Origin of the sequence: Pseudomonas sp. S30, from assembly GCF_016518545.1 — a bacterium.
In the GTDB taxonomy this organism is placed as follows: domain Bacteria; phylum Pseudomonadota; class Gammaproteobacteria; order Pseudomonadales; family Pseudomonadaceae; genus Aquipseudomonas.
Window position 1 is genome coordinate 197,055 of sequence record NZ_JACVTO010000007.1, and the last position, 24,816, is coordinate 221,870.

Annotated in this window: 27 protein-coding genes; 16 read left to right on the forward strand and 11 right to left on the reverse strand. The window is 64.9% G+C overall.

The annotated features are described in order from the left end of the window. Window positions 1-49 precede the first annotated feature (49 nt). From IAE34_RS10605 to IAE34_RS10620, 4 genes are all read left to right on the forward strand, one after another. The gene (locus tag IAE34_RS10605) at window positions 50-751 is read left to right on the forward strand and encodes an AzlC family ABC transporter permease (protein WP_233631066.1); all 702 of its coding nucleotides are present in this window, start codon (window positions 50-52) and stop codon (window positions 749-751) included. Then, window positions 748-1,062 carry an AzlD domain-containing protein gene (locus tag IAE34_RS10610; protein WP_200138898.1) on the forward strand — a complete coding sequence of 105 codons (315 nt, stop codon included), beginning with the start codon at window positions 748-750 and terminating at the stop codon, window positions 1,060-1,062. Before IAE34_RS10605 ends, IAE34_RS10610 begins: the two co-directional genes overlap by 4 nt. Continuing rightward, window positions 1,059-1,892, forward strand: a complete 834-nt coding sequence (locus IAE34_RS10615; protein ID WP_200138899.1) for an AraC family transcriptional regulator — start codon at window positions 1,059-1,061, stop codon at window positions 1,890-1,892. Before IAE34_RS10610 ends, IAE34_RS10615 begins: the two co-directional genes overlap by 4 nt. A 62-nt stretch (window positions 1,893-1,954) precedes the next feature. Further along, window positions 1,955-2,182, forward strand: a complete 228-nt coding sequence (locus IAE34_RS10620) for a hypothetical protein (protein WP_200138900.1) — start codon at window positions 1,955-1,957, stop codon at window positions 2,180-2,182. Window positions 2,183-2,236: 54 nt separating this feature from the next. On the opposite strand, the gene IAE34_RS10625 is transcribed toward IAE34_RS10620, so the two are convergent. Next, the gene (locus IAE34_RS10625) at window positions 2,237-2,719 is read right to left on the reverse strand and encodes a copper chaperone PCu(A)C (protein WP_200138901.1); all 483 of its coding nucleotides are present in this window, start codon (window positions 2,717-2,719) and stop codon (window positions 2,237-2,239) included. Beyond that, a complete protein-coding gene (locus IAE34_RS10630) occupies window positions 2,720-3,328 on the reverse strand; it encodes an SCO family protein (RefSeq protein WP_200138902.1) in 609 nt (202 codons plus the stop codon). A gap of 273 nt (window positions 3,329-3,601) precedes the next feature. On the opposite strand from IAE34_RS10630, the gene alkB reads away from it, so the two are divergent. Continuing rightward, window positions 3,602-4,246 carry a DNA oxidative demethylase AlkB gene (gene alkB / locus IAE34_RS10635; protein ID WP_200138903.1) on the forward strand — a complete coding sequence of 215 codons (645 nt, stop codon included), beginning with the start codon at window positions 3,602-3,604 and terminating at the stop codon, window positions 4,244-4,246. A gap of 14 nt (window positions 4,247-4,260) precedes the next feature. Here the strand turns inward: alkB and IAE34_RS10640 are convergent, their stop codons facing one another. After that, the gene (locus IAE34_RS10640) at window positions 4,261-4,734 is read right to left on the reverse strand and encodes a YbjN domain-containing protein (RefSeq protein WP_200138904.1); all 474 of its coding nucleotides are present in this window, start codon (window positions 4,732-4,734) and stop codon (window positions 4,261-4,263) included. A 165-nt stretch (window positions 4,735-4,899) separates the two neighbouring features. Here IAE34_RS10640 and IAE34_RS10645 point away from each other — a divergent pair, with 165 nt between their 5' ends. Continuing rightward, on the forward strand, window positions 4,900-5,907 hold the full coding sequence (locus IAE34_RS10645) for an aldo/keto reductase (protein ID WP_200138905.1): 1,008 nt from the start codon (window positions 4,900-4,902) through the stop codon (window positions 5,905-5,907). Between the two features lie 23 nt (window positions 5,908-5,930). Here IAE34_RS10645 and IAE34_RS10650 read toward each other — a convergent pair whose 3' ends face one another. From IAE34_RS10650 to IAE34_RS10660, 3 genes are all read right to left on the reverse strand, one after another. Beyond that, on the reverse strand, window positions 5,931-6,236 hold the full coding sequence (locus IAE34_RS10650; RefSeq protein ID WP_233631067.1) for a DUF6555 family protein: 306 nt from the start codon (window positions 6,234-6,236) through the stop codon (window positions 5,931-5,933). Window positions 6,237-6,336: 100 nt separating this feature from the next. Continuing rightward, window positions 6,337-7,554, reverse strand: coding sequence for a zinc-dependent alcohol dehydrogenase (locus tag IAE34_RS10655; protein WP_200138906.1), 1,218 nt, complete (start codon window positions 7,552-7,554; stop codon window positions 6,337-6,339). 86 nt (window positions 7,555-7,640) lie between these two features. Next, window positions 7,641-7,850, reverse strand: a complete 210-nt coding sequence (locus tag IAE34_RS10660; protein WP_200138907.1) for a general stress protein — start codon at window positions 7,848-7,850, stop codon at window positions 7,641-7,643. 349 nt (window positions 7,851-8,199) lie between these two features. Between IAE34_RS10660 and IAE34_RS10665 the strand changes: the two genes are divergently transcribed. After that, the gene (locus IAE34_RS10665) at window positions 8,200-12,342 is read left to right on the forward strand and encodes a CheR family methyltransferase (RefSeq protein WP_200138908.1); all 4,143 of its coding nucleotides are present in this window, start codon (window positions 8,200-8,202) and stop codon (window positions 12,340-12,342) included. An 8-nt stretch (window positions 12,343-12,350) separates the two neighbouring features. Here the strand turns inward: IAE34_RS10665 and IAE34_RS10670 are convergent, their stop codons facing one another. Continuing rightward, window positions 12,351-12,902 (reverse strand): ATP-dependent Clp protease proteolytic subunit, encoded by a 552-nt coding sequence (locus tag IAE34_RS10670; protein WP_200138909.1) that lies wholly within the window; start codon window positions 12,900-12,902, stop codon window positions 12,351-12,353. A gap of 191 nt (window positions 12,903-13,093) precedes the next feature. Between IAE34_RS10670 and IAE34_RS10675 the strand changes: the two genes are divergently transcribed. The 4 genes from IAE34_RS10675 to IAE34_RS10690 all read left to right on the forward strand — a co-directional run bounded on the left by IAE34_RS10675 (window position 13,094) and on the right by IAE34_RS10690 (window position 16,957). Further along, entirely contained in the window at window positions 13,094-14,011 is a 918-nt protein-coding gene (locus IAE34_RS10675; protein WP_200138910.1) for a DUF72 domain-containing protein, read from the forward strand. 65 nt (window positions 14,012-14,076) lie between these two features. After that, window positions 14,077-14,793 (forward strand): endonuclease/exonuclease/phosphatase family protein, encoded by a 717-nt coding sequence (locus IAE34_RS10680; RefSeq protein ID WP_200138947.1) that lies wholly within the window; start codon window positions 14,077-14,079, stop codon window positions 14,791-14,793. After that, window positions 14,790-15,995, forward strand: coding sequence for a cardiolipin synthase ClsB (gene clsB, locus IAE34_RS10685; protein WP_200138911.1), 1,206 nt, complete (start codon window positions 14,790-14,792; stop codon window positions 15,993-15,995). Before IAE34_RS10680 ends, clsB begins: the two co-directional genes overlap by 4 nt. After that, on the forward strand, window positions 15,995-16,957 hold the full coding sequence (locus IAE34_RS10690) for a lysylphosphatidylglycerol synthase domain-containing protein (protein WP_200138912.1): 963 nt from the start codon (window positions 15,995-15,997) through the stop codon (window positions 16,955-16,957). The genes clsB and IAE34_RS10690 overlap by 1 nt, the downstream gene beginning before the upstream one ends. A gap of 45 nt (window positions 16,958-17,002) precedes the next feature. Here the strand turns inward: IAE34_RS10690 and IAE34_RS10695 are convergent, their stop codons facing one another. Further along, entirely contained in the window at window positions 17,003-17,233 is a 231-nt protein-coding gene (locus IAE34_RS10695) for a metallothionein (protein ID WP_200138913.1), read from the reverse strand. Continuing rightward, complete coding sequence (locus IAE34_RS10700; protein ID WP_200138914.1) at window positions 17,226-17,693, reverse strand: phosphotransferase system, HPr-related protein; 468 nt, start codon at window positions 17,691-17,693, stop codon at window positions 17,226-17,228. The genes IAE34_RS10695 and IAE34_RS10700 overlap by 8 nt, the downstream gene beginning before the upstream one ends. A gap of 168 nt (window positions 17,694-17,861) precedes the next feature. On the opposite strand from IAE34_RS10700, the gene ligD reads away from it, so the two are divergent. Genes ligD through IAE34_RS10725 form a run of 5 tightly spaced genes read left to right on the forward strand, consistent with a single transcriptional unit; the run spans window position 17,862 to window position 23,421 of the window. Then, window positions 17,862-20,372 (forward strand): DNA ligase D, encoded by a 2,511-nt coding sequence (gene ligD / locus IAE34_RS10705; protein WP_200138915.1) that lies wholly within the window; start codon window positions 17,862-17,864, stop codon window positions 20,370-20,372. Beyond that, window positions 20,369-21,403 carry an acyl-CoA dehydrogenase gene (locus IAE34_RS10710; RefSeq protein WP_200138916.1) on the forward strand — a complete coding sequence of 345 codons (1,035 nt, stop codon included), beginning with the start codon at window positions 20,369-20,371 and terminating at the stop codon, window positions 21,401-21,403. Before ligD ends, IAE34_RS10710 begins: the two co-directional genes overlap by 4 nt. After that, window positions 21,400-22,155, forward strand: coding sequence for a PIG-L deacetylase family protein (locus IAE34_RS10715; RefSeq protein WP_200138917.1), 756 nt, complete (start codon window positions 21,400-21,402; stop codon window positions 22,153-22,155). The genes IAE34_RS10710 and IAE34_RS10715 overlap by 4 nt, the downstream gene beginning before the upstream one ends. A gap of 13 nt (window positions 22,156-22,168) precedes the next feature. Continuing rightward, window positions 22,169-22,768, forward strand: a complete 600-nt coding sequence (locus IAE34_RS10720; RefSeq protein ID WP_200138918.1) for a class I SAM-dependent methyltransferase — start codon at window positions 22,169-22,171, stop codon at window positions 22,766-22,768. Continuing rightward, window positions 22,765-23,421: a glycosyltransferase gene (locus IAE34_RS10725; protein ID WP_200138919.1), complete on the forward strand. Its 657-nt coding sequence runs from the start codon at window positions 22,765-22,767 to the stop codon at window positions 23,419-23,421. Before IAE34_RS10720 ends, IAE34_RS10725 begins: the two co-directional genes overlap by 4 nt. A 45-nt stretch (window positions 23,422-23,466) precedes the next feature. Here IAE34_RS10725 and IAE34_RS10730 read toward each other — a convergent pair whose 3' ends face one another. Next, a complete protein-coding gene (locus IAE34_RS10730) occupies window positions 23,467-23,694 on the reverse strand; it encodes a hypothetical protein (protein WP_200138920.1) in 228 nt (75 codons plus the stop codon). Further along, complete coding sequence (locus tag IAE34_RS10735; protein WP_233631068.1) at window positions 23,691-24,656, reverse strand: polyprenyl synthetase family protein; 966 nt, start codon at window positions 24,654-24,656, stop codon at window positions 23,691-23,693. Before IAE34_RS10735 ends, IAE34_RS10730 begins: the two co-directional genes overlap by 4 nt. Window positions 24,657-24,816: the final 160 nt, after the last annotated feature.

A 24,816-nucleotide genomic window follows, 5' to 3' on the forward strand; every position in this document is an offset into this window, starting at 1 on the left:
GAGTACCCGCTCTGGCATGCTGGCTCTCCAAGCCCAGGTTCGAGTCGTCATGTCCAGTCCGCCCTCACCCGCTCGTCACGCCTTCATCCAGGGCGGCCTTGCCATCCTGCCCTTGTCGCTGGCCGTGGCGCCCTGGGGCCTGCTGGCCGGCTCCATGGCCATCGAGGCCGATCTCAGCGGCTGGCAGGGCCAGGGCCTGTCGGCCATCGTCTTCGCGGGCGCCGCACAACTGGTAGCGATCGGCATGCTCAAGAGCGGCGCCGGGTTGCTGTCGATCCTGCTGACCACCCTGCTGCTCACCTCCCAGCATCTGCTGTACGGGCTGTCACTGCGTCCGCTGGTGTCGGGGCTGCCGGCACGCTGGCGGCTGGGCCTGGGCTTTCTGCTGACCGACGAGCTTTTTGCGTTGGTGAGCCATCACGACCGCCAGCAGTTCGACCGCTGGTACGCCCTGGGCGTGGGGTTGACGTTCTACGTGGCCTGGAACCTGTTCACCCTGCTGGGGATCGTGCTGGGCAAGAGCATCCCGCACCTGGACCGGCTCGGTCTGGACTTCTCCATCGTCGCCACGTTCGTGGCGCTGATCGCGCCACGGGTACGTGACTGGCCGACCCTGGTCTGCGTAGCCGTTTCGTTGTCGTGCTCGGTGCTGTTCAGCGCCTGGCACTGGGAAGCGGCACTGGTGCTGGCCGGCGTGCTGGGCATGGCGGCCGGGTCCGTCTGCCAGAAGCTATGGGGGGGTCGGTCATGATCTGGTGGTTGATCGTCGCCATGGGGCTGCTGGTCTTCCTCAACCGCTATGTGTTTCTGGAGCCACGCCTGCCGCTGCGCCTGGGCGCCAACCTCCGGCAGTTCCTGGGTTTCGCCGTGCCGGGAATGCTCACCGCGATCTGCGGGCCGATCGTCTTCCTGCCGGACCAGCACCTGGACCTGCATCCGCTCAATCCCTACCTGCTGGGCGCACTGTCGGCCATCGCGCTGGTACTGTTGACCGGCCGTGTGCTGCCGAGCATGCTGGCAAGCATGCTGATCTTCTTCCTCCTGCGCAGTTGGCTGACATGACCAGGCCACTGCTCGAACAGATCCACCTGTGGCAGGCACCGGCGCTGGGCGATGTCGAAATGTTGCATGCGCGCTACGTGCAGCAGCGTTTCGCTCCCCATGTGCATGAAGGCTACGTGTTCACCGTGATCGAGTCCGGTGCCCAGTGCTTCTGGCACCGTGGCAGCGACCACCTGGCACCGGTGGGCAGCGTGGTGCTGATCAACCCCGACGAGCTGCACACCGGCGCCAAGGCGCACGAGGCGGGCTGGCGCTATCGCGCGTTCTATCCAGACTCGAGCCGGGTCGCGGGCGTGCTCGATGAGCTGGAGCTCGGGCGCAGTGGCATGCCGCGCTTTGCCCAGAGCGTGGTTCAGGATCCACTGCTGGCGGCTGCCTTGAGTCGCCTGCATCGGCTGTCCGAGGCACGGGCCAGTGCCTTGGAACAGCAGACCGCCTGGCGCGAAACGGTGCTGGGGCTGGTCCAGCGCCACGGTCGCGGTGCCGAGCCCGCCGCGCCCGGGCACGAGCCGCTGGCAGTGGCCCGCGCGCGCGAGCTGCTGCAGAGTCGCCTGGCCGAGCCGCCCTCGCTCGAAGTGCTGGCAGCAGCCGTCAATCTGTCGCCTTTTCATTTCGCCCGAGTCTTCCGACAGGCGACCGGCCTGCCGCCCCACGCCTGGCTCAAGCAGCGCCGGTTGGTGCGTGCGCGTGAGCTGCTGCGTACCGGGCTGGCCCCGCTGCAGGTGGCATCGACCCTGGGCTTTGCCGACCAGAGCCATTTGAACCGGCAATTCAAGCAGGCCTACGGAGTGACGCCCGGCGCCTACCGCCTGGCGTGCGTGCCTTGCTGATCGCACCCGAGCATCCGCTGGCAGCCTTGCTACACTCAATGGGCCGAAAGGAGGATGCTGTCATGTCTGAACGCGAACTCACCACCCTCATCACCCTGATGAATCAGCGTCAGGCCTGCCTGAGCAGTGCCTGCAAGCAGATCGCCGACTGGATCGATCGCCAAGGCGACGTGCCTGCGGCCGGCAAGATCCGCGCGAGCCTCAAGGCCCTGGAGGCTGATGAGGCCCAAGTGCGACGTACGCTGACGTCACTGAAGGTCGACCGACCGCTGCCACGCTTTCGCAGCTGAAGCCTGCCTGGCACGGCACGCCGCGCTCCCCGCGACTGGCTGGGTGGGGCGCGGTCAGTGGGTCATGTGCATGTGCTCGTGACCGCCGCTCATGTCGGCGGTCAGCGCCTTCACCGGGGCCTGGACCTGGAGCGTCTGGCGTTGGCCTTGGGCGTCTTCGACGGTGAGGGTCAGCGGTACCTGCTGCCCTTCCTTCACCTGTTCCTTGAGGCCCATGAGCATCACGTGATAGCCGTTGGGGTCCAGGGTCACCGGTTTGTTAGCAGGCAAGGCCACGGACTTGACTTCGCGCATGCCCATCACGTCGCCGTTCGTGGTCATCTCGTGCACCTGCACCAGGCCTGCCACCGGGGACGCCACGCCGATCAGCGTGCTATCGGTGGTGGCGGTCAGGGTCATGAAGGCACCAGTGGACTGCTGATGAGGCACACTGGCGCGCACCCAGGCGTCACTTACGGTGGTCTGTGCCAAGGCAGGCAGGGTCATGCCCATCACAGCGAGCGCGGCCAGGCCGCGGCAGAGGGTTCGCATAGACATTCAGCAGATCTCCATCAAGGTGCGCAGGTCTTCGGCGCATTCCTGGGCATTCAGGGAGTGGCCAAGGCTCAGGCGCAAGGTGCCACGGGTGTCGTAGACGTAGCTGGTGGACGAGTGAGAAATGGTGTAGGTATCGCCGGTAGGAATCTTCTCGTAGAACACTTTGAATTCCCGGGCGACGTCGTCGATTTCTTCGGGAGTCCCGGTGAGGGCGATGAACGAAGGATCGAATGCCTTGGTGTAGGCATCGAGCACCTGGGGAGTATCGCGCTCGGGGTCCAGCGTGATGAACACCACCTGGAACAGGTCGCGATCGCGCCCCTTGAGGAGCTGGCGGATCTGCGCCGCGCGGGCCAGCGCAGTCGGGCACACTGCCGGGCACTGGGTAAAACCGAAGAAGATCATCGGCATCGAGCCGTAGAAGCTCGACAGCGTGCGCTCATTGCCCTGGGTATCCTTGAGCTTGAACTTGCGCCCAAGGATTTCGTTGCTCATGTTCTTTCCGTACTTGAAGTCCAGGCCTCGGGCCGGACTGCAACCGGCCAGCAGGCCCAGACCCAGTACACCCATCCCGGCGACGACAGCGCGCCGAGTCAGCAGATCAGTCATGAAACCATCCTTTACAGGGAAGGTGCCGGCCCTCGGGCAGGGCCGGTCGAAAACCGCGGCATTCTGGCACGACCCCCGATGCGCCACCAGCCGAGGTCGGCGCGATCGGCCTGCAACCCCCGGTTTCCGGGCTGCGGCCTGTTGTCGCAGGGCTTGAAAGAGTAACACTTTGTTGCTAGAGCCTCTGAGAGCAGGCGGATTCATCCGCCGGGCGGCCTGGGGCGAATCTCGACAGCGGGGTACACTGACCGCCGTCTCTCTGGTGCGAGCAGCATGATTCAATCCGACCTCGATCTTTTCGGCCCGCAGCCGCAACGTCTGGCGACCCACACGGTGCTGCTGCCCGGCTTCGCGCTGAGTCAGGTCGAGCCCTTGCTCGATGCCCTGCGCCCGGTGCTGCGTGCCTCACCGTTTCGGCACATGCAGACACCCGGCGGACTGCCCATGGCCGTGGCGCTGAGCAACTGTGGCGCCTTGGGCTGGATCAGCGATGCACGCGGCTATCGCTATACGCCGGTCGATCCGCTCAATGGCCAGCCCTGGCCGGCGCTGCCACAGGTCTTGTCCGAGCTGGCATCGACTGCGGCCACCGCCGCCGGGTTCGACGGTTTCTGCGCCGACGCCTGCCTGATCAACCACTACCTGCCGGGTACCCGACTGACACTGCATCAGGACCGCGACGAGCGGGATTTCGCGCAACCGATCGTGTCCATTTCCCTGGGTCTGCCGGCCATTTTCCTGTTCGGCGGGCAGCAGCGCAGCGAGCGCCCGCTCCATGTGCCGCTGGTCCATGGCGACGTACTGGTATGGGGCGGTGAAGATCGGCTGCGGTTCCATGGCGTATTGCCGATCAAGCCCGGCAGCCACTCGCGGCTGGGCGAGCGGCGGATCAACCTTACCCTGCGCAAGGCAGGCTGATTGCGCGGGCACGTTCAGGAGGCCGTCGCGCCCTCGACCGGCGCCTGTGAAGGTTGCTCAGCATTGTGGCGACTGTAGTCGCGCAGGTAGACGATGAATTCCTGCAGCACACGGTCCCACAACAGCAAGCTGCCCAGCAGGTGTTTCTGGCTGACCCCGTCGGCGACCACCACGTCCATTTCCATCACCAGGTACTCTCCCTGCACCGACAGGCGAGCGAAACGCCGGGTGGCGTTCCAGCGCTCGGCCAATCCGAGCGGCAACTCGCCCTGGATGCGCAGGGCGCAGCTGAAGGTGAAGTCGAGGAACTCGCCGTCTTTGCCCGGCGCGCGATTGCCGAACCGCACGCCGTAGCCCACGCCCTGGCTGGCACTGAGCAACTGCACCACGCCATTCTGCTCGCTGCGGTTGACCCGGCAACCGGCATCCTGCAGCAAGTCGGTCAGCGAGTCGGCGCTCACGGTGTCGATCAGGGGAACATCAGTCATGCACAGCCTTCCTTGTAATCAGCCACGGGTCGCTATCAAGTAGTAGCACACGCGGCTCGAATGGCCAGAGCCGCACCCCACCCACGGCCGCTGGCTCGGCCTTTAAAAGCCGACGAGTTCTGTGTAAAACGGAACGATCCATTCCCGATGCAAGGAGCTCTCACCATGCGCTATCGCCCTCTTGGCCGCTGTGGCCTGAACGTATCCGCCCTGACCCTGGGCAGCATGATGTTCGGCGAACAGACCGATGCCCAGACTGCGCGTCGAATCATCGACCAGGCGTGGGACCAGGGCATCAATTTCATCGACACCGCCGATGTCTATAACGCCGGCCGCTCCGAGGAAATCGTCGGCGGTGCCGTCGCCCGTCACCGACAGGCCTGGGTGGTGGCCTCCAAGGGCGGATACGGACCGGCAGATGGCCTGCCCAACCGTAGCGGCCTGTCACGCAAGCACTTGTTCAATGCCCTGCATGCGAGTCTGACCCGGCTCGACACCGATTACCTGGACATTTACTACCTGCACCGCGAAGACCACCAGGTGCCGCTGGAAGAAACGGTACGTGCACTTGGCGAGATGATCGCCCAGGGCAAGATCCGCTACTGGGGCGTTTCCAATTTCCGCGGCTGGCGCATCGCCGAAATCTGCAACGTGGCACAGCGCCTCGGGGTGGCACCTCCGGTGGTCAGCCAGCCGTTGTACAACATCGTCAATCGCCAGGCCGAGCCCGAGCAGCTCACCGCAGCGGCCTATCACGGACTGGGGGTGGTGCCCTTCAGCCCGTTGGCGCGTGGTGTACTCAGTGGCAAATACGCACCTGGCGCCGCACCTGAGCAAGGCAGCCGCGCGGCTCGCCAGGACAAACGGATCATGGAGGTGGAATGGCGCCAGGAATCACTGGACATCGCCCAGAAAATCCAGGCCCATGCCAAGGATAAAGGCGTTGGCATGGTAGAGTTCGCCATCGCCTGGGTACTCAACAACCAGCTGATCAGCTCCGCCATCGTGGGCCCGCGTACCGAGGCACAGTGGCAGACCTACGTAGGAGCTCTGGAGGTGCAGATCACCCAGGAGGACGAGGCGTTCATCGACTCACTGGTCACCCCGGGGCATGCTTCGACTCCAGGATTCAACGACATGGCGCATTTCGTCAGCGGGCGCCACCCCCGCTGAGGCGGGGCGACCCTTGCAGCAGCTCACACCAACACACGCATCTCGTCTCCAGTGGAAGACTCGGTGCGTGGTTGGCTGGCGACGGGGCCACGGCCCGCGCCGCTGCCGGAAAGGCGCCAGTTCACCTCGGTGATCCCGTAGCGCTCTGCCATGGGACGGCTGACCTTCTTGATCTTTTCGCGCCCGAACTTCGGGATGATGCCGACACCGGCATCGCAACTGGCCCAATGCCAGGCCTCGGCATTGTCCATCCGCTCCGATCGAATGATGAAGCTGCGCAGCTGGCCATGCTGCTTGTATTCGATGATGTACAACTGTGGAGCTGGCATTTCTGGGCCTCCTTCTTTCCATGGATGACTCTTGATTGATCCGGGCACTCCACGAAGATTCAAAAGATTGTCGAACAAGTTGATGAACAGCCTGTGGAAGCTACCTGAGCAGACCAGGTCGCGCCGATTCAGTGGCTGGCTCGGACATCGCACCAGGCAGCAGAATCACCTTGCGGCAGCGTTCCTGCATCTCGTCGAACAGTTCATAGCCGCGAGCGGCCTCTTCCAGTGCCAGGCGATGGGTGACGATGGCCTCGGGATTCAGCCGCCCGGCCTCGATATGCTCGAGCAACTCGGGCAGGTAGCGATGGACGTGGGTCTGACCCATCTTGAAGGTCAAGCCCTTGTCGAACGCGTCACCGAACAGAAAACCGTGGACGAAGCCAGCATACACGCCGGGCACGCTCACCACCCCGCCGCGACGCACCGCAGCGATGCTCTGGCGCAGGGCCTTGCCGCTGCTGCCCTCGATTTTCAGAGCCGTGAGCACCGACTCGGTGGTGCTGCCCTTGGCCTCGAAGCCGACCGCATCGATCACTGCATCCACGCCGCGCATGCCGCGAGTCTGGCGAATGATGCTGTCGGCCGGGTCGTCGTCCTGGGAGAAGTCGATGGGAACAACGCCATACGCGCCGCGGGCGTAGTCCAGGCGGTAGGCGCAGTTATCCACCATGAAGATCGTTTCCACGCCACGCATGCGCGCGCAGGCCGCGCAGAGCAGACCCACCGGCCCTGCGCCATAGATGGCCAGGGAATCGCCTTGACCCACATCGGCGTTGACCACTGCCTGCCAGGCGGTTGGCAGAATGTCGGAGAGAAAGAGCACCTTGTCATCGCTGAGATGACCGGGCACCTTGAACGGACCGACGTTACCCTTGGGTACCCGCACGTACTCGGCCTGCCCACCCGCAATCCCGCCATACAAATGGCTGTAGCCGAACAGCGCTGCTCCAGGAGGTATGGCTTTCTTGTTCAAAATCGTACCACGGCCGGAGTTGGTGGTCTCGCACGCGGCGAACAGCGCATGCTGGCAGAAGAAGCAACCGCCGCAGGCAATCACGAAGGGAATCACTACCCTGTCGCCCGGTTTCACGGCAGTCACCTCAGACCCGACTTCTTCGACGATGCCCATGAACTCGTGGCCGAGAATGTCGCCGCTGTCAACCATGGGAATCTTGCCGCGGTAAAGGTGCAGGTCCGAGCCGCAGATGGCGGTGGCGGTCACGCGCAAGAGAATGTCGTCGCTGTCACGCAGAATAGGTTCGGCTACCGTATCCACTCGCACATCACCGGCGCCATGATAGGTCAGTGCACGCATGATCGTGTCTCCAGGGCTGCGCAGTGCCCGCTGCACCGCACCAGAGCCCGACCGCCTGCGGCCGGGCCTTCGTTACAGCCTAGCCGTCACGCGGTGCGTCCGCCGCCTCGGCTGTTCTGCCCGCCGCGCCGGCCGGCCTCGGAGGCGCGACCAGGGTCGTTGGCGAAGTTGCCGCCGGAATTCTGTCCGCCCTTCTGCCCTGCCCGTGAGGCGCGCTCGGGGTCGTTGGCGAAGTTGCCGGAATTGGTTTCCTTGGTGCCGCCGCGCTTGCTGGGACGGTCCTGTTCGCTGGCCATGTCATTGCTCCTGTTAGGGATCCTGTGGCTGGGTTCGCCCATGGCAATGCGCCGCAGGCCTTGTGTTTGAACCCAGTGAATCTCACGTGCTCCCCGAGGTCGGCGCATGCCCGACCGGCGGCGCCAAAGGCACCCGAACTGGAGGCTTGTGCGCCAATATCCGCCCGCCTGCCTATAGTTTCGCCAGGTCCCGCACTTAACACTTGCTGGCAGGTCCAACGCCAAGCCTTGACGACGGCGGCACAGTCCATCTCCCCTCGCTACCCCCGGCTCACAGGCTTATACTGGCCCACCCCAGCCCACTGGCGCATCCACAGGCCGGTCCTCTCGCCCCGCACAAGGTCGTGACATGAAGTCGTCCTCTCAAGAGCCCACCGCCGCACCGGTGAATCCCGACCTGACACCCAGCCATCTGGATTTCCCCGTGGTGGGGATCGGCGCTTCGGCAGGCGGCATCGAGGCCATTTGTACCTTCTTCGAGCAGATGCCGGCCGATTGCGGCATGGCCTTCGTGGTGGTGCTGCACCTATCGCCCGATCACCAGAGCGTCGCCGACCATATCATCCAGGGCGTGACGCGCATGCCCGTGCAGCAGGTGACCGCGCCGGTGCCCATAGAGCGCAATCATGTCTACGTGATTTCCCCGGCCAACCGCCTGTCCACCAACGATGGCTACCTGCGGGTCAGCCCGGCCAACCGCCGCCGCGGTGACCACGTGGCCATCGACCTGTTCTTCCGCGACCTGGCCGATGTGCACAAGGACCATGCATTCTGCGTCGTGCTGTCCGGCACCGGTGCCGACGGCGCAGTGGGTCTATCGCGGATCAAGGAACAGGGCGGTGTGACCCTGGTGCAGACGCCCGACGACGCACTGCACGATGGCATGCCCCGTGCCGCCATCGCTACCGGCCTGGTGGACTTCGTCATGCCGGCAGCGGACATGGCGCAAAAACTGATGGAGATCTGGTTGCAGGCCAGGCAGGTCCGCCTGCCTGAAGTCGACGAGCAGAACATGCCGCCGCCGCTGGGCACGCGCGAGGGCAGCGCCCAGCGCGCCGAACCGCTGCTCGAGGAAATCCTGCTGCTGCTGCGCAGCAACACCGGCCATGATTTCCAGCACTACAAGCGCGCCACCGTGCTGCGCCGCATCGAGCGGCGTCTGCATGTCACCGCGCAGACCGACCTGCCCGGTTACTACCGCTACCTGGAGCAGCACCCGGAGGAGTCCAATGAACTGCTGGCGGACATGCTGATCGGCGTGACCAACTTCTTCCGCGACCGTGAAGCCTTCGAGGCGCTCGAGCGCCACGTGCTGCCCGAATTGGTCAGCGACGGCGAGAGCGGCGACGGACCGGCCGAGATCCGCGTGTGGTCGGCAGGCTGCTCCACGGGCGAGGAAGCCTACAGCCTGGCCATGCTGGTGAGCGAACAACTGGCGCTTGAAAAGCGCAGCGCCAAGGTTCAGGTGTTCGCCACCGACCTGGATTCGCGAGCCATCGTTCACGCCCGCGCAGGCAACTACTGCGAGGCGATCGTCACCGACGTCCCGCCAGCGCGGTTGCGCCAGTTCTTCACCAAGGAAGACCAGCACTACCGGGTGCGCAAGGAAGTGCGCGAGCAAGTGCTGTTCGCCCGGCACAACCTGCTGTCCGATCCCCCGTTTTCGCAGATCGACCTGGTGGTGTGCCGCAACCTGCTGATTTATCTGGATCGGGAAGTGCAGCGCGACATCCTGCAAATGTTCCATTTCGCCTTGCGTCCGGGTGGCTACCTGTTCCTGGGCTCCTCCGAATCGGCAGACCTGGCTGGGGATCTGTTCGCGCCCGTCGACAAGCGCAATCGCATCTTCCGTGCCCGCGAGGTCGCCACCGGTCTGCGCCGGTCCGGCCGTCAGCTCACCGGAGCCGACCTGCCGCCCGCCACTCCTGGCGCGCCTAGCAAGACCCACACCGGCCGCAAGCCGTCCTACGCCGAGGTGCACCACCGCGCCCTCGCTCGCTGCTCACCGCCCAGCCTGATCGTCGACGGAGATGGCAACATCCTGCACATGAGCGATGGCGCCGGGCGTTTCCTGCAACTGGCCGGCGGCGAGCCGAGTCGCAACCTGATCAATCTGGTGCTGCCGAGCCTGCGCCTGGCCCTGCGCAGTACCCTGTTCCAGGCGCGCCAGGGCTCCCAGGCGGTGACGTCGCGGCCGGTGGAAGTGGGCGAAGGCGAGCAGCAGCTGCAAGTGGAGATCATGGTCCATCCGCACAAGGACGAGCCCAGTGCCAGCGAGTGCCTGCTGGTGGTGTTCGAGGAACGCCGGCCGGATCCGTCCCTGCCCCTGGGTGGCGGTATCCGCCAGACCGAGAGCATGGTGCTGACCAACCTGGAGCGCGAACTGCAGCGCACGCGCCTGCAATTGCAGGAAACCATCGAACAGTCGGAAATCTCCAGCGAGGAACTGACCGCCTCGAACGAGGAAATGCAGGCGATCAACGAGGAGTTGCGCTCGGCCAGCGAGGAGCTGGAAACCAGCAAGGAGGAGTTGCAGTCGATCAACGAAGAGCTGCTGACGGTCAACTACGAGCTCAAGAACAAGGTCGAGGAGACCGACAAGGTCAACGACTACCTGAGCAACCTGATCGCCTCCACCGACATCGCCACGGTGTTCGTCGACCCCAACCTGCACATTCGCTGGTTCACGCCGCGTGCCACCGACATCTTCAACATGCTGCCGGTGGACACCGGGCGCTCGCTGCTGGACATCACCCACCGCCTCAACTACCCGGAACTGGCCGATGACGCGCGCACCGTCGCACTGGGTGGGGCCAGCATCGAGCGCGAGATCAGTGGTCAGGACCAGCACTGGTACTTCACCCGCCTGCTGGCCTACCGCTCAAGCGAACAGAAGATCGACGGCGCGGTGCTGACCTTCATCGACATCAGCAAGAGCCGCGCCACCGAAGAGCGCCTGCGCCTGGGCGAGGAACGCATGCGCCTGGTGGCCGAAAGCACCCATGACTTCGCCATCATCCTGCTCGACGAGCATGGCCTGATCAGCGACTGGAACACCGGGGCGGCGCTGATCTTCGGCTACGCCAAGGACGAGGTGCTGGGCCGTCACTACGACCTGATCTTCACCGAGGAAGATCGTCAGGGCGGCGTTCCCGATCGCGAGCTGCGCGGTGCTCGGGTCAACGGGCGCGGGCAGGACGAGCGCTGGCATGTGCGCAAGGACGGCAGCCGCTTCTATTGCAGCGGCGAGGTTTCGCTGCTCAAGGGCAGCAGCCTGCGCGGCTATGTCAAGATCGCCCGCGACCTCACCGGCCACAAGCGCCTGCACGATGAACAGAGCAAGCAACTGGCCGAGTCGCAGACTTCCAGTCACATGAAGGACGAGTTCTTCGCCGTCATGTCCCACGAGCTCAAGCACCCGCTCAATCTCATCCAGCTCAATGCCGAGATCCTGCGGCGCCTGCCGACGGTGCGCAACCTCGGCACGGCGAGCAAGGCCGTGGCGACCATCTGCGAGGCGGTGTCCAGCCAGGCACGGATCATCGACGACCTGCTGGACGTCGCGCGCATTCGCACCGGCAAGCTCAAGCTGCGCACCGAGTCGGTCGATCTCACCGCCCTGCTGCTGGGCATCCATGCCGTGGTGCTCAGCGAGCAGTACAGCAGCAACGTCCACCTGAGCGTGCCTGCCGATGGCCAGCCACTGTACATCGAGGGCGATACCACGCGCCTGGAACAGATCATCTGGAACCTGCTGAACAATGCACTGAAATTCAGCCCCAACGGCAGCGAGATCCGCCTGGTGCTCAGTCGCGAGGGCGATCAGGCGCAGTTGCAGGTCATCGACCAAGGCGTCGGGTTGCGCGAAGACAGCCTGGAGAAGATCTTCGACCTGTTCAGCCAGGCGGCTCCGCAGGTGGCCAACCATGGCCGCGAGGGGCTGGGTATCGGCCTTTCGCTGGTGCGTCAACTGGTCGAAGCCCATGGCGGCAGCGTGCGTGCCGGATCGCCGGGCCTGGGCATGGGCTGCGTGTTCACCGTACGCCTGCCACTGGGTGCCGTACCCCAGCGCGACGACACGGACGACGCACCGCGAGAGCTCGACGGACGCCTGAGCGGCATCTGTGTGCTGCTGGTGGACGACTCGCCGGAAGTACTGGAAGTGATGCAGCAGTTGCTGGAGATGGAAAGCGCCGTGGTGCATGCCTACAGCGATCCGCGCCAGGCGCTGGAGGCCGCTGGCGAGGGTCGCTATGACATCGTGCTGTCCGATATCGGCATGCCGGGTATGGACGGCCACGCCCTGATCAAGGCCCTGCGCAATCTGGAGCACCTGCGCAGTACCCCGGCCATCGCACTCACCGGCTATGGCGCCAGCGCCGACCAGCACAAGTCGCGGCAGTCGGGCTTCGACCGGCACCTGAACAAGCCGGTGGGCTATGACGAGCTGATCGAGGCCATCGAATCCCTGAGCGGCTCGGTACCCTACTGAGGGCCATCTCAGGCATGCACGCTCCATTGCACCACGTCGCCTGCAAGCGGCGACTCATCGATGGCATGGACCATGCCGCTGGCCAGCGCCTCGTTCGGGCCGAGGATCCGTGGATAGGCCATCAGGTAGCGGCTGATGTCCAGTCGCTCCGCAGCGCCGTGGGTGCGCTCGGCGACGATCTCGGCGTATAGCCGCAGGTCGTAGTCCAGGCTCATGGCATACTCGGCCATCCGCGCGTGGTCCACCGAGCCGTGCAAGGTCCAGTGAAACGGGTGGAACAGAAACTTGCTGTAGCGGCAGGCCGTTCGATGCTCGCCTGCCAGGAACAGGATGTTGCCCATGGACTCGACCGTGCCCAGATTGTGAGTGTGCACCGGCACCGGTTGCGCCAGCAGGAAATTGTACAGGGTGAAGCCGTAGCTGCACTCCCCGCCCATGGTCGCGACGTTGATCTGCAAGGTTTCGGCGCCCTGCTGGACGGCCTTGGAACAGGTATTGATGAGGTTGCCGCAGGTCGAGGAATTGATCGGGCCGGTGAAGTGAATGATGTGACGGGCCATGAACACCTCCAGAGTGAGCCAGACGGGCTGGACGTCCGGTCTCTGGTGGAATCGCTCGACCGGGCAAAGTTCCCCTCGACAGACTCTGCCAAGGTGCATGAAGCGATGGCTCGGGGCTGAGTCATCCGTTCGGAACCCTGAGCCCCCACGCCCAGTCGGATTGGGGTACCGATCGATTCCAAGGAGAGCTCGTGAGCGATATCCGCATCGGCATTTCCGGCTGGCGCTACGCTCCGTGGCGCAAGGACTTCTACCCCAGCGGCCTGCGGCAGGACGATGAGCTGGCGTTCGCCGCGCGGGCCGTGAACACGATCGAAATCAACGGCTCGTTCTATGCCTTGCAAACGCCGGAGCGCTACCTGCAATGGCGCGAGCAGACCCCTGAAGGATTCGTGTTCTCGGTCAAGGCGCCGCGCTACATCACCCATGTCCGCCGGCTCAAGGACATCGATGAGGCATTGGCCAACTTCTTCGCCTCCGGGCCCCTGTTGCTGGGCGACAAGCTCGGGCCTTTTCTCTGGCAGTTCCCACCCTCGCTCAAGTTCGACGAAGCGCGCTTCAGCCATTTTCTCCAGTCCCTGCCACGCGACCGCAAGGCAGCGCGCGACTGCGCCCGAGGCTGCAGCGAGCGCTACCAGGACAATGGCGGCACCGCGATCAAAGGCAACGTCGCGCTGCGCCATGCCGTGGAGATCCGCCACGAAAGCTTTCTGTGCGAGAGCTTCATCAAGTTGCTGCGCAAGCACAAGGTCGCCTTGGTAGTGGCCGACAGCGCTGGCAAGTGGCCCTGTGTCGAGGAACTGACCGCCGATTTCGTCTACATGCGCCTGCATGGCGACATAGAGCTCTACAGCAGTGGCTACACCGCCAAGGCATTGCGTCACTGGCGTCTGCGTATCCAGGCGTGGAGCGCTGGCAGCCAGCCCGAAGACGCCTGCCGGGTACTGCGCTCGTCGCCGCCAAAGCGCGCCAGTCGCGATGTGTACTGCTATTTCGACAACGACCAAAAGGTCCATGCGCCTTTCGATGCCCGGCGCATGCTGAGCAAGCTGGGGCTGGACGGCGATCTGGTCACCGAGCCCGGCGTGGAACCGGAGGAGCGCCTGTGAACGGCCCCCTGACGAAGCCCCGCCTGGCGGGCGAGTCACTGCCCGCCGTTCATCGCCTGAAGGTGATGACGCTGAACGTGCACAAGGGCTTCACTCCGTTCAATCGGCGGTTCATTCTGCCGGAGCTGCGTGAAGCGGTGCGCGCCGCCGGCGCCGACCTGGTGTTTCTCCAGGAGGTGCATGGCAGTCACCAGGCCCATGCCCAGCAGCACCCAGGTTGGCCGACTTCACCGCAATACGAGTTTCTGGCCGACAGCATGTGGCCGCAGTTCGCCTACGGGCGCAATGCGGTTTATCCCCATGGCGACCATGGCAATGCCCTGCTGTCGAAATTCCCGATCGTCGATCACCGCAACCTCGATGTGTCGATTCGCGGCACCGAGGAGCGCGGGCTGCTGCACTGCTGTCTCGACGTGCCTGGCCACGACCAGGTGCATGCGATCTGCGTGCACCTGGGGCTGCGGGAGGTGCATCGCCAACGACAGGTGGCGCTGTTGCTGGAGCTACTCGACAGCCTGCCATCATCGGCCCCCGTCATCGTGGCGGGCGACTTCAACGACTGGCGGCTGAAGGCCGATGCCGTGCTCGGCGAGCACCTGGTCGAAGCCTTCGCCGAGCGCTTCGGCACCCCGGCGCGCAGCTTCCCGGCGCGCTGGCCGCTGGTGCGCCTGGACCGCATCTACCTGCGTAACGCCATGCCCAGTCAGGCGCAAGTTCTTTCCAATTATCCCTGGTCGCACCTCTCCGACCACGCACCGCTCGCAGCGGAGGTGAACCTGTGAAACAACCATCCTGGGTCGACGGCAACCACGTCGAGCTGCTGATCAACGGCGAGCAGTACTACCCGCGCGTGTTCGAAGCCATGGCGGCGGCGCGTACGGAGATTCTTCTGGAGACCTTCATCATCTATGACGACAAGGTCGGTCAGCAGCTGCGCCAGGTCCTGATCGACGCCGCCCAGCGCGGGGTGCGGGTCGAAGTAGTGGCCGATGGCTATGGTGCAGGCGAACTGCCGCGGGACTTCGTGTCGTCGATGGTCGATGCCGGGGTGCATTTTCATGCTTTCGATCCCAAGCCCATGCTGGTGGGCATGCGCACCAACCTGTTCCGCCGGCTGCACCGCAAGATCGTGGTGGTCGACGCAGAGCGCGCGTTCATCGGGGGCATCAACTACAGCGCCGACCACCTGGGCGATTTCGGACCGATGGCCAAGCAGGACTATGCCGTAGAAGTCACCGGCCCGGTGGTCGCCCAGGTGCACCGATCCAGCCGCCGACTGATGGCCCCTGTGCTCGACCGTGCCGACACCCTCGCACCCGTGACCACGCCCACCGGTGCGGCCCAGGCCATGCTGGTGGAGCGGGACAATATCCGCCACCGGACCGACATCGAAGAGCAGTACCTGCAGATGTTTAGAAAGGCGCAGCACCGCATCGTGGTGGCCAACGCCTATTTCTTCCCGGGCTATCGCCTGTTGCGCGAATTGCGCAACGCCGCCCGGCGCGGCGTCGAGGTGACCCTGATACTCCAGGGCGAGCCCGACATGCGCTGGGTCCGTGCGGCGTCGCGCCTGCTGTACAACTATCTGCTGCGCGACGATGTGCGCATCCATGAATACTGCCGTCGCCCGTTACACGGAAAGGTGGCGCTGGTGGACGACGACTGGTCGACGGTAGGGTCCAGCAATCTGGACCCGTTGAGCCTGTCGCTGAACCTGGAAGCCAACCTGATGATTCGCGACCGGGCGTTCAACCAGCACTTGCACCAGCACCTGAGCACTCTGGCGGGTGAGCAGTGCAAGGCGGTGACCTTGCAGCGGATGATTCGGGGTTACTGGTGGCGCGCGCCATTGATCTTCCTGGGCTTTCACCTGACCCGCTGGTTCCCGCGCATCGCCGGGCTGCTGCCGGCGCATCGTCAACGTCTGAAGTCGTTGCAGCCGGCCATGCAGGAACAGGGCGATTTGCGCGAGGGGAGTGCCTGATGGCCAACTCGTCCTGGAAGGTTTGGGGCAAACGGCTGCTGACCCTGGCCTTCGTCATTCTCATCCCCGTACTGCTGTACACCCTGGCGCGCAACCTGGACTGGCAGGAAGTACGCCAGTCCCTGCTGGCCTACACCCCCGGGACCCTGGCCCTGGGCATGCTGATCGCCCTCGCCAGCTACCTGGTCTTCGCCAGCTACGATCTGCTCGGCCGCGCCTATACCGGGCATCGACTGCCTGTGCGGCAGGTGCTGCCGGTGGCATTCGTCTGCTACGCCTTCAACCTCAACTTCACCACCTGGGTGGGTGGCGTGGCGTTGCGCTACCGGCTGTACGGGCGCCTGGGCCTGGACACGGCGACGATCACCCGCATCCTCACGCTGGGTCTGCTGACCAACTGGATGGGGTATCTGCTGCTGGCCGGCAGCGTGTTCGCCCTGGGCCTGGTCAAGCTGCCCGAGAGCTGGACGGTAGGCGCCAGTGGCTTGCAATCGATCGGCGTGGCGATGGTGGCGGTGGCCCTGCTCTATCTGCTGGCCTGCGCGTTCGCCAAGCGTCGCACCTGGCAGATTCGCGGCCATGAGATCACCTTGCCCAGCTGGCGTCTGGCCGTCTGTCAGCTGGTGCTCGGCGCGAGCAATTGGGCACTGATGGCGGCGCTCATCTATCTGCTGCTGCCCCACGACCTGTTCTACCCCTCGATCCTGGGGGTATTGCTCATCAGTTGCATCGCTGGGGTCGTCGCGCACATTCCGGCCGGGCTAGGCGTGCTGGAAACCGTGTTCCTGGCCCTGCTGCAGGGACAGTTGAGCCAGGGTACCCTGGTGGCGGCCTTGTTGGGCTATCGTACCCTGTACTACTTGATCCCGCTGGTCGTGGCGATCGTCGTCTACCTCGTGCTGGAGAAGCGCGCCAAGGCTCTGCGTGCAAAAACCTCTGCAGCGCCTAGTAACGCCGGGTAATGAAAAGGGCCGCGTCGCGGCCCCTGATACGATAAGACCAAGCGATCACGGTGAAATGGGATCGCTTGCCGGATAGGTTTCGTCCAGCGCGTTATCCACACTTTTCTCGTTGGGCTGGGTCGCCTCGCCGCACTGGCAGTCGCTCATCCGGCAGTGCTCGCCGTGGGGATGGCCACTGGCGCACGCTTCGCTGCAATACGCCTTGCCGTTATGGGAAAACGCGCTGGCGTCGACCGTGCAGGAGCAGTGATTACAGGCGCAACGTTGTTCATTCATGGCGTGATTCTCCATCGTCAGGGACGACATCATCGGTCCAGGGCTGGCCATCCAGGGGTGCCGACCGGGCCAGTTCAGCTTCGTCAAGGCCATTGCCGCCGCAGATTTCGTCCTCGTCCACCTCTCGCAGCGCCATGTCCGCCGGCCCTCCGTCGCCTCCGGGTTCGTGAGGGTCGCGGGCGCCGGTCTGGTCGAAGAGGGTATCGGGGCTCAGATCGTCGAGGGTCACGTTGTCTTCGTGCAGGCTCTCGGTGAGCGCTTCGCCGCCGGTCATGCCGCCCTCGGCCACACGCTCGGCTGGGAACTCCTGCTCGGCCTCGGCCTCCGGGCGTTCGTCGCCTACACGGTCACGGCGCTCATCCAGCCGCTCGCTGAAATCCAGCTCACGGATGCTGCCCATGCGGTCCTCGGTGTCATCGATTTCCTGAGGCCAGTACTTCTCGTCATCTGCTCGGGCCATAGCGGCTCTCCAATGCGGTGCGTTCATCTGGTCGACTGTGCCGGATCGGGGAAAATTCAGATTTTCATCGAGCCTGCTGCACGCACCGCCAGGCAAAGGGTTTATTGAACTCCGCGGGGGCCCAGTGCCTCCACCTAGGACTGACCCGCGAATCTTCCGGAGCTCGCCATGGCTAGATCCAAGCCGTTGCAGGAGTATCAGCGCAAGCGTGATTTCCATGGCACTCCCGAGCCTCAGGGCACACACGGACGTGGCCGTGCAGGTCAGGGTCTGCGCTTCTGCATCCAGAAACATGATGCCAGTCACCTGCACTACGACTTCCGTCTGGAGCTCGACGGCACGCTCAAGAGCTGGGCGATTCCCAAAGGGCCATCTCTGGATCCCCGGGTGAAGCGCCTGGCCGTACATGTGGAGGATCATCCCCTGGACTATGCCGACTTCGAGGGCCATATCCCCGAGGGTCATTACGGTGCGGGCGAGGTGATCGTCTGGGACCGTGGCCTCTGGGAGCCTGAAGGCGATGCGCGTGCCGGCTACGAGCAAGGCAAGCTGCGGTTCCGCTTGCAAGGCGAGAAGCTCGACGGTGTATGGAACCTGTTCCGCACGCACTTGGCGGGCAAGAAGGAGCAATGGATGCTCGTCAAGTCCAAGGACGATCAGGCCCGTGATGAGGGCGAATACAGCATCGTGCAGGCCCGGCCCGACAGCGTGCTGAGCGAACGTACTCTGAATCGGCAGGCCAGTGCCGCCAGTGAGGATGTCGAATCGCACCCGACCAAGGCTGCCAAGCCATCGCGGGCCAAGCGCTCAGCACTTCCGCCCACCCTCCAACCGCAGCTGGCCACGCTGGTAGATACCCCACCCGCCGGACAATGGTGCTACGAGGTCAAGTTCGACGGCTATCGCATCCTGGGACGCATTCAAGGCAAGCAGGTGCGTCTGTTCACCCGCAATGGCCATGACTGGAGCGCCAAGATGCCACGCCTGGTCGAGGCCCTGCGCGCCCTGAAGCTCGACAGCGCCTGGCTCGATGGCGAAGTGGTGGTCAACGGCGAGCACGACATCGCGGATTTTCAGGCTTTGCAGAACGCGTTCGAGAGCGAGGACGATCGAGCTATTGTTTATTACCTGTTCGACCTGCCCTTTCTCGGGGGCCAGGACCTGCGCCAGCGCCCCCTGCATCAGCGCCGCGAGACGCTGCGCAAGTTGCTCGATCATGGCCAATCCCCCTTGTTACGCTACTCCGCCGATTTCGACCAGTCGCCCCAGGACCTGCTCGACAGCGCCTGTCGCCTGGGCATGGAGGGCTTGATCGGCAAACGTGTAGACAGTACCTACAGTGGGCGGCGCAGTGATGACTGGATCAAGCTCAGGTGCACACGGCGCCAGGAATTCGTGGTGGTCGGCTATACCGATCCGAAAGGCACGCGCAGTGGTTTCGGTGCGCTCCTGCTGGCCCTGCACGATGTCGACGGTGGTCAATTGCGCTATGCCGGAAAGGTGGGTACGGGATTCACCGCCAGCACTTTGAACAGTCTGCATGCACGTATGCGGCCCCTGGCGAGGAAGACCTCTGCCCTGCCCCATCCTCCCACCGGTGCCGAGGCGCGCGGCGTGCACTGGCTGGCACCCCAACTACTGGCAGAAATCGCCTACGCCCAGATGACCCGCGACGGTATCGTGCGTCACGCCGTGTTCCACGGATTGCGTGACGACAAGCCTGCCAGTGCCATCAACCTGGAGCAGCCCATGCCCACGTCTGCAACCAAGCGGCGCCATGCCGATCCCGAAGACCTCGGTGAGCTGCGCGTGACCCATCCTGATCGTGTCATAGACGCTACGAGCGGCGCCACCAAGCGCCAGGTGGTGGAGTACTACGCCCAGGTGTCCTCTTGGCTGTTGCCGCAGCTCAAGCACCGCCCAGTCGCTTTGGTGCGGGCACCCGAAGGCCTGGCAGGCGAGCTGTTCTTCCAGAAGCACGCCGGGCAGTTGCACCTGCCCCACGTGCGAACCTTCGACAAGGCGCAGGCAGGCCAGGCCGCCATGGTGCTCGATCGCGCCGACAGCCTGCTCGGCGCGGTGCAGATGAACACCCTCGAACTGCACACCTGGAACGCGACCAGCGTCGACTTCGAGCGGCCCGACCGCTTCGTGCTCGACCTGGACCCTGATCCGGCATTGCCCTGGAAAGCCATGGTGGAGGCCACCCAGCTCACCTTGACCCTGCTCGACGAGTTGGGTCTGAAGGTGTTTCTCAAGACCAGCGGTGGCAAAGGCATCCACCTGGTGGTGCCCCTCGTGCGTCGGGCCGGTTGGGACGAGGTGAAGGCCTTCACTCAGGCGCTCGTGCAACACATGGCGGACCTGTTTCCCGATCGCTTGTCTGCGGTCTCGGGGCCGAAAAATCGAGTGGGCCGCATCTTCATCGACTACCTGCGCAATGCGCAGGGGGCGACCACGGCAGCCGCCTATACGCTGCGCGCACGCCCCGGCCTGCCGGTGTCGGTACCGATCTGGCGCGAGGAACTCACCCAGATCAAGGGCGCCGACCAATGGACCATCGACACCCTGCCCCGCCGCCTAGCCGACCTGGAGGACCCATGGGCCACGATGTCCAGGACTCGGCAGTCGATCACGGCACGCATGCGGCGGCAGCTCGGTCTGGAGACCTCGGGATGAACGCGTCGACTTCACCGGACATCGGCCCTCTGTTGCGGGCCTTCAGCGACCGCAGTCAGGCAAGAAATATCGACCATGCCTTGGAATATACGCTGCGTGCGCTCCAGGCCGGCGGTCATGATGGTCTTCCCCTGCCAGGCCAGGGCCAGACCCTGCAGCGCTGGCGGGCGCTGGCGCAGGTGGCGGGCTGCGACCTGGCCTTGGCCAAGCTGTACGAAGGCCATACGGATGCGCTGGCCATCCTGGCCGAGTGTGACGCCGCCGCTCTTGGGGCAGAGGGTCTGTGGGGTGTGTGGGCTGCCGAACCGCCCGCCGCGCGGGCGCGGATCACCGCCCAGGAGGGCCGGACAGTTCGCCTGCAAGGCCTCAAGGCCTGGTGCTCGGGGGCATTGCAGATCGATCGGGCGCTGATCACAGCGTGGCGTGAGGATGGACGGGGGCAACTGGTCGCCATCGAGCTGGGTCACTCTCGCCAGCGCGTCATCGATACCGACTGGCAGGCGGTCGGGATGGCCTCCACGGCCAGCATCACCCTGGCATTCGATGACTGTCCCGGCATCGCAGTTGGCGAGCCTGACCAATATCTGGCTCGCCCCGGCTTCTGGCAGGGCGGCGGCGGCATCGCCGCCTGCTGGTACGGCGCCGCGCAGGCCCTGGCCGACTATCTGCACCGCCATTGTGGTACACCCCGCGACGACCCTCATGCCGATGCTCACCTGGGCAGCGTCGATGCCGCGCTGATCGGCGCACGCGCGGCACTGCGCGAGTGCGCCGCCTGGATCGACCAGCATCCCCAGGCCGATGCGAGCTTCGCGGTGCGGCGCGCCCGCGCCCAGGTTGAACACGCGGCGGAGCACGTACTGCGGCAGGTCGGCCGAGCGCTGGGCGCCACGCCCTTCTGCCGCACGGGCCACTTCGCCCGGCTAAGCGCCGATCTTCCGGTGTATCTGCGCCAGAGCCACGCGGAGCGTGACCTGGCGGCCCTAGGACAACAGCGGGCGCGCAGCCCGGCAGGAGACTGGCAGTTATGAGCGAAGACCTTATTCGGGCCAGCCAGGGCACGCCCTGGAGCGAGTGGCAGAAGTCGGCCCATCTGGCCCGTGCACCCTGGATCACGCCCGGGCAGTTATGCCCGCCCGGACGACGCCTGGTGTTGGTGGCGCCGCACCCGGACGACGAGATTCTCATGGCAGGGGGCCTGCTCAGCCAGTTCAGGGGCCGAGAGCAGGACCTGGTGCTGATCTCCGCCACCGACGGCGAAGGCAGCCATCCGGGCTCCGATCAGTGGAGCGAACGCCGACTGCGCCATCAGCGTCCGCTGGAGAGTCAGCACGCGCTGCAGCAGCTCGACCTGAACCTGCGCGAGCTGGATTGGCGTCGGCTGAACCTCAAGGACGGCGCATTGCCCCGGGACGAGCCGTTTCTGGTCAATCACCTCAGCCAGTTGTTGCAGCCCGGTGACCTGCTGATGTGCCCATGGCGCCACGATGGCCATTGCGATCACGAAGCAGTGGGCCGCGCCTGTGCCCAGGCAGCGCAGGCAAGGGGGGCGGATCTGGCCGAAGTGCCGATATGGGCCTGGCACTGGGCCGCGATCGATGATGCCCGGGTGCCGTGGCAGCGCGCACGGCGCCTGCAACTGGACGACAGCAGCCTGGCCCGCAAGCGTCAGGCCATCGCCACCCACACCAGCCAGCTGGAGGCCGATGCCGGGCGGGCGCCGGTGCTGTCTGCCCAGTTTCTCGAATGTCTGTTGCAACCGTTCGAACTGCTATTTCTATAAGAAAGGAATCGACATGAGCCTCGATGCGCAATATTTCGCCGACCTGTACGCCCACAACGACGATCCGTGGGCCTTTCGAACCCGCTGGTACGAGAAACGCAAACGCGACCTGGTCATGGCCAGCCTGCCGCGCCAGTGCTACGAACGGGTATTCGAGCCGGCCTGTGCCAATGGCGAGCTCAGTGTCCTGCTCGCCGAGCGCTGTGCGGCCCTGCTGTGCCAGGACGTCGACCGCACTGCCGTCGAGCTGACCAGGGCGCGTCTGAGCGATTCGCCCCATGCCAGTGTCGATCAGGCACGCCTGCCCGGAGATTGGCCCGGCGGTAGCTTCGACCTGATCGTGCTCAGCGAGGTGGGTTATTACCTGGACGCCGAGGATTGGCGGCAAGTGCTGGATCGGGCGGTGGCCAGCCTGACCTATGACGGGGGGCTGCTTGCCTGCCACTGGCGCCATCCTATCGCCGGCTGCCCCCAGGATGGCCGCGAGGTGCATGCGCTACTCGCCGACCATCTGCCGCTGTATCCAGTGTTCCGCCACGAAGAGGCGGATTTTCTGCTTGAGTACTGGTCATGCCAACCCAGCGTGGTGGATCTCGACGAGAGGTGCGTATGATCGCCATCGTCATTCCTGCACACAATGAGGCGCGGCGGCTGGGCCGCTGCCTGAAGTCGGTGAGGGCCGCGGCCGATGCTGCGCGTGCCACCGGGCAGGAGGTGCAGATTCTGGTGGTGCTGGACCGTTGCGCCGACAGCAGCGCCCGGATCGCCGCACGCCATGGCGTGGCCACCCTCAGCCTGGACGCCGGCAACGTAGGCAGCGCAAGGCGCGCCGGCGCCGAAGCCATGCTCGCCCTTGGCGCCGATTGGTTGGCGTGCACCGATGCCGACAGCCGCGTGCCGGTGCACTGGCTGTTGTGGCAGCTGCAGTGTGGCGCCGATGCCGTTTGCGGCACCGTGCATGTGGACCGGTGGGAGCCGTGGCAAGACGCCGCCCTGCGGCGCCTCTACCGCAGCCGGTACGACGCCCGCGAAGGCCATCGGCACATCCATGGCGCCAATCTTGGCATCTGCGCGCAGGCTTACCGCCAGGTCGGAGGATTCCAGCCATTGCCTGCCCACGAAGATGTCCAGTTGGTGAATGCGCTGCAAGCCAGTGGCGCGCACATCGCCTGGACAGCGCGCAACAGCGTGGCGACCAGCAGCCGCCGGGACAGCCGGGCGCGCGAGGGCTTCGGTGACTACCTCGCGCAATTGGCGGCGTCGTGACATATCGCCTGAGCACGGGCCTGTGCGCCAGGCCCGTGCAAGGCTTCAGCGGTGCAACTTGTTCTCGACGGTACGCAGGCGCTCGTTGATTTGCCGAGTGTCGTTCTCCAATTCCTTGACCTCGGTCGGCGTGATCACCTTGTCGACGGCCTCGGTGGCGCGCTCGGGACGCTCCAGCGTGGGGCCTTCGTTGCGCTCGCCTTTCTGGGCGCGTTCGGAAGAAACGGGGTCTGGCACCTTGTCCTGAGCCTGACGGGGATCCTGGGTGTTCATTGCATGCCTCCAGAGTTCATAGACTGATGTTCAACAGAACCCGCTGCGCCTGCAAGGTTCGACCGGCTTTCGCGAAAGAAGGCGTGCAGCAGCGAGGCGATGCGCCCCTCGCCGACTCCCGCCTGAACCAGACACTGATGAGCGCTGGCCAGGTGGGCCTCCAGACGCTGGCGCGCGCCCTTCTCGCCGCACAGCGCATAGAGCGTGGATTTACCCTGGTCCTTGTGGCTGTCCTTGCCAGTGTCGAGGTCACCATCCTTGAGGTCGTCCAGCAACTGGAAGGCCTGCCCGAGTTCCTCGGCGAACACATGCAGGGCGCGGCTCACCTCGGGGGGCGCTACCGCCATGCGGCAGGCCATCTCGACGATGGCGCCGAACAGCACACCTGTCTTGAGCTGATTGGTCTGGGCAATCTGTTCGGCGCTTCGCGCAGCCGTTCCTTCACGCAAGTCCTGCAACTGGCCCTTGACCAGCCCCTGCACGCCGATGGTTTCCGACAGCGTGGCCACCAGCGCGTTGCGGGTTCTTGGTGAGAGAGTTTCCAGCGTCGACAACAGGCCGAAGGCGCGCGACAGCAAGGCGATCGCGGCGAGAATCGCGACGTCCTCACCGAAGGCTCGATGCAAGGCAGGCCGGCCGCGTCTCTGTGCAGCGTCGTCCATGCAAGGCAGATCATCGAGCACCAGCGAGGCCGCATGCACCATCTCGATTGCACAGCCGGCTTGCAGGGCCGCCTGAGCACAAGCGCCAAGGTCTTCGGCGAGCAGGATGAGCAACAGCGGGCGCAAGCGCTTGCCGGGCGCCAGGGTGCAGTGACGCATGCCCTGGGTCAGCAGGTCGCGCTCCTGGCCGAGCCCCGGCAGCAGTTGCTCCAGACGCGTTTCGAGCGCGCCGCGCAGCTGCGCGAGGTGCTCGGCGAAATCGGTGTCGGTCAGCGCCGCCGCGCAGGTCATGGTCGTCATTCCGGCCTCTGGGTGCAGGCGGCGCGCAGGCCGCAGTGAAAAGGAACGACTGGCAGGTGCCGTTGCCTGATGCTGTGCTGTTTTTCAGCTTAGCTGTACAAAGCCCTCTGTGTTGTATAGCTCGCATCAGCACAGACCTCACGTGTGCACAGATGATTCC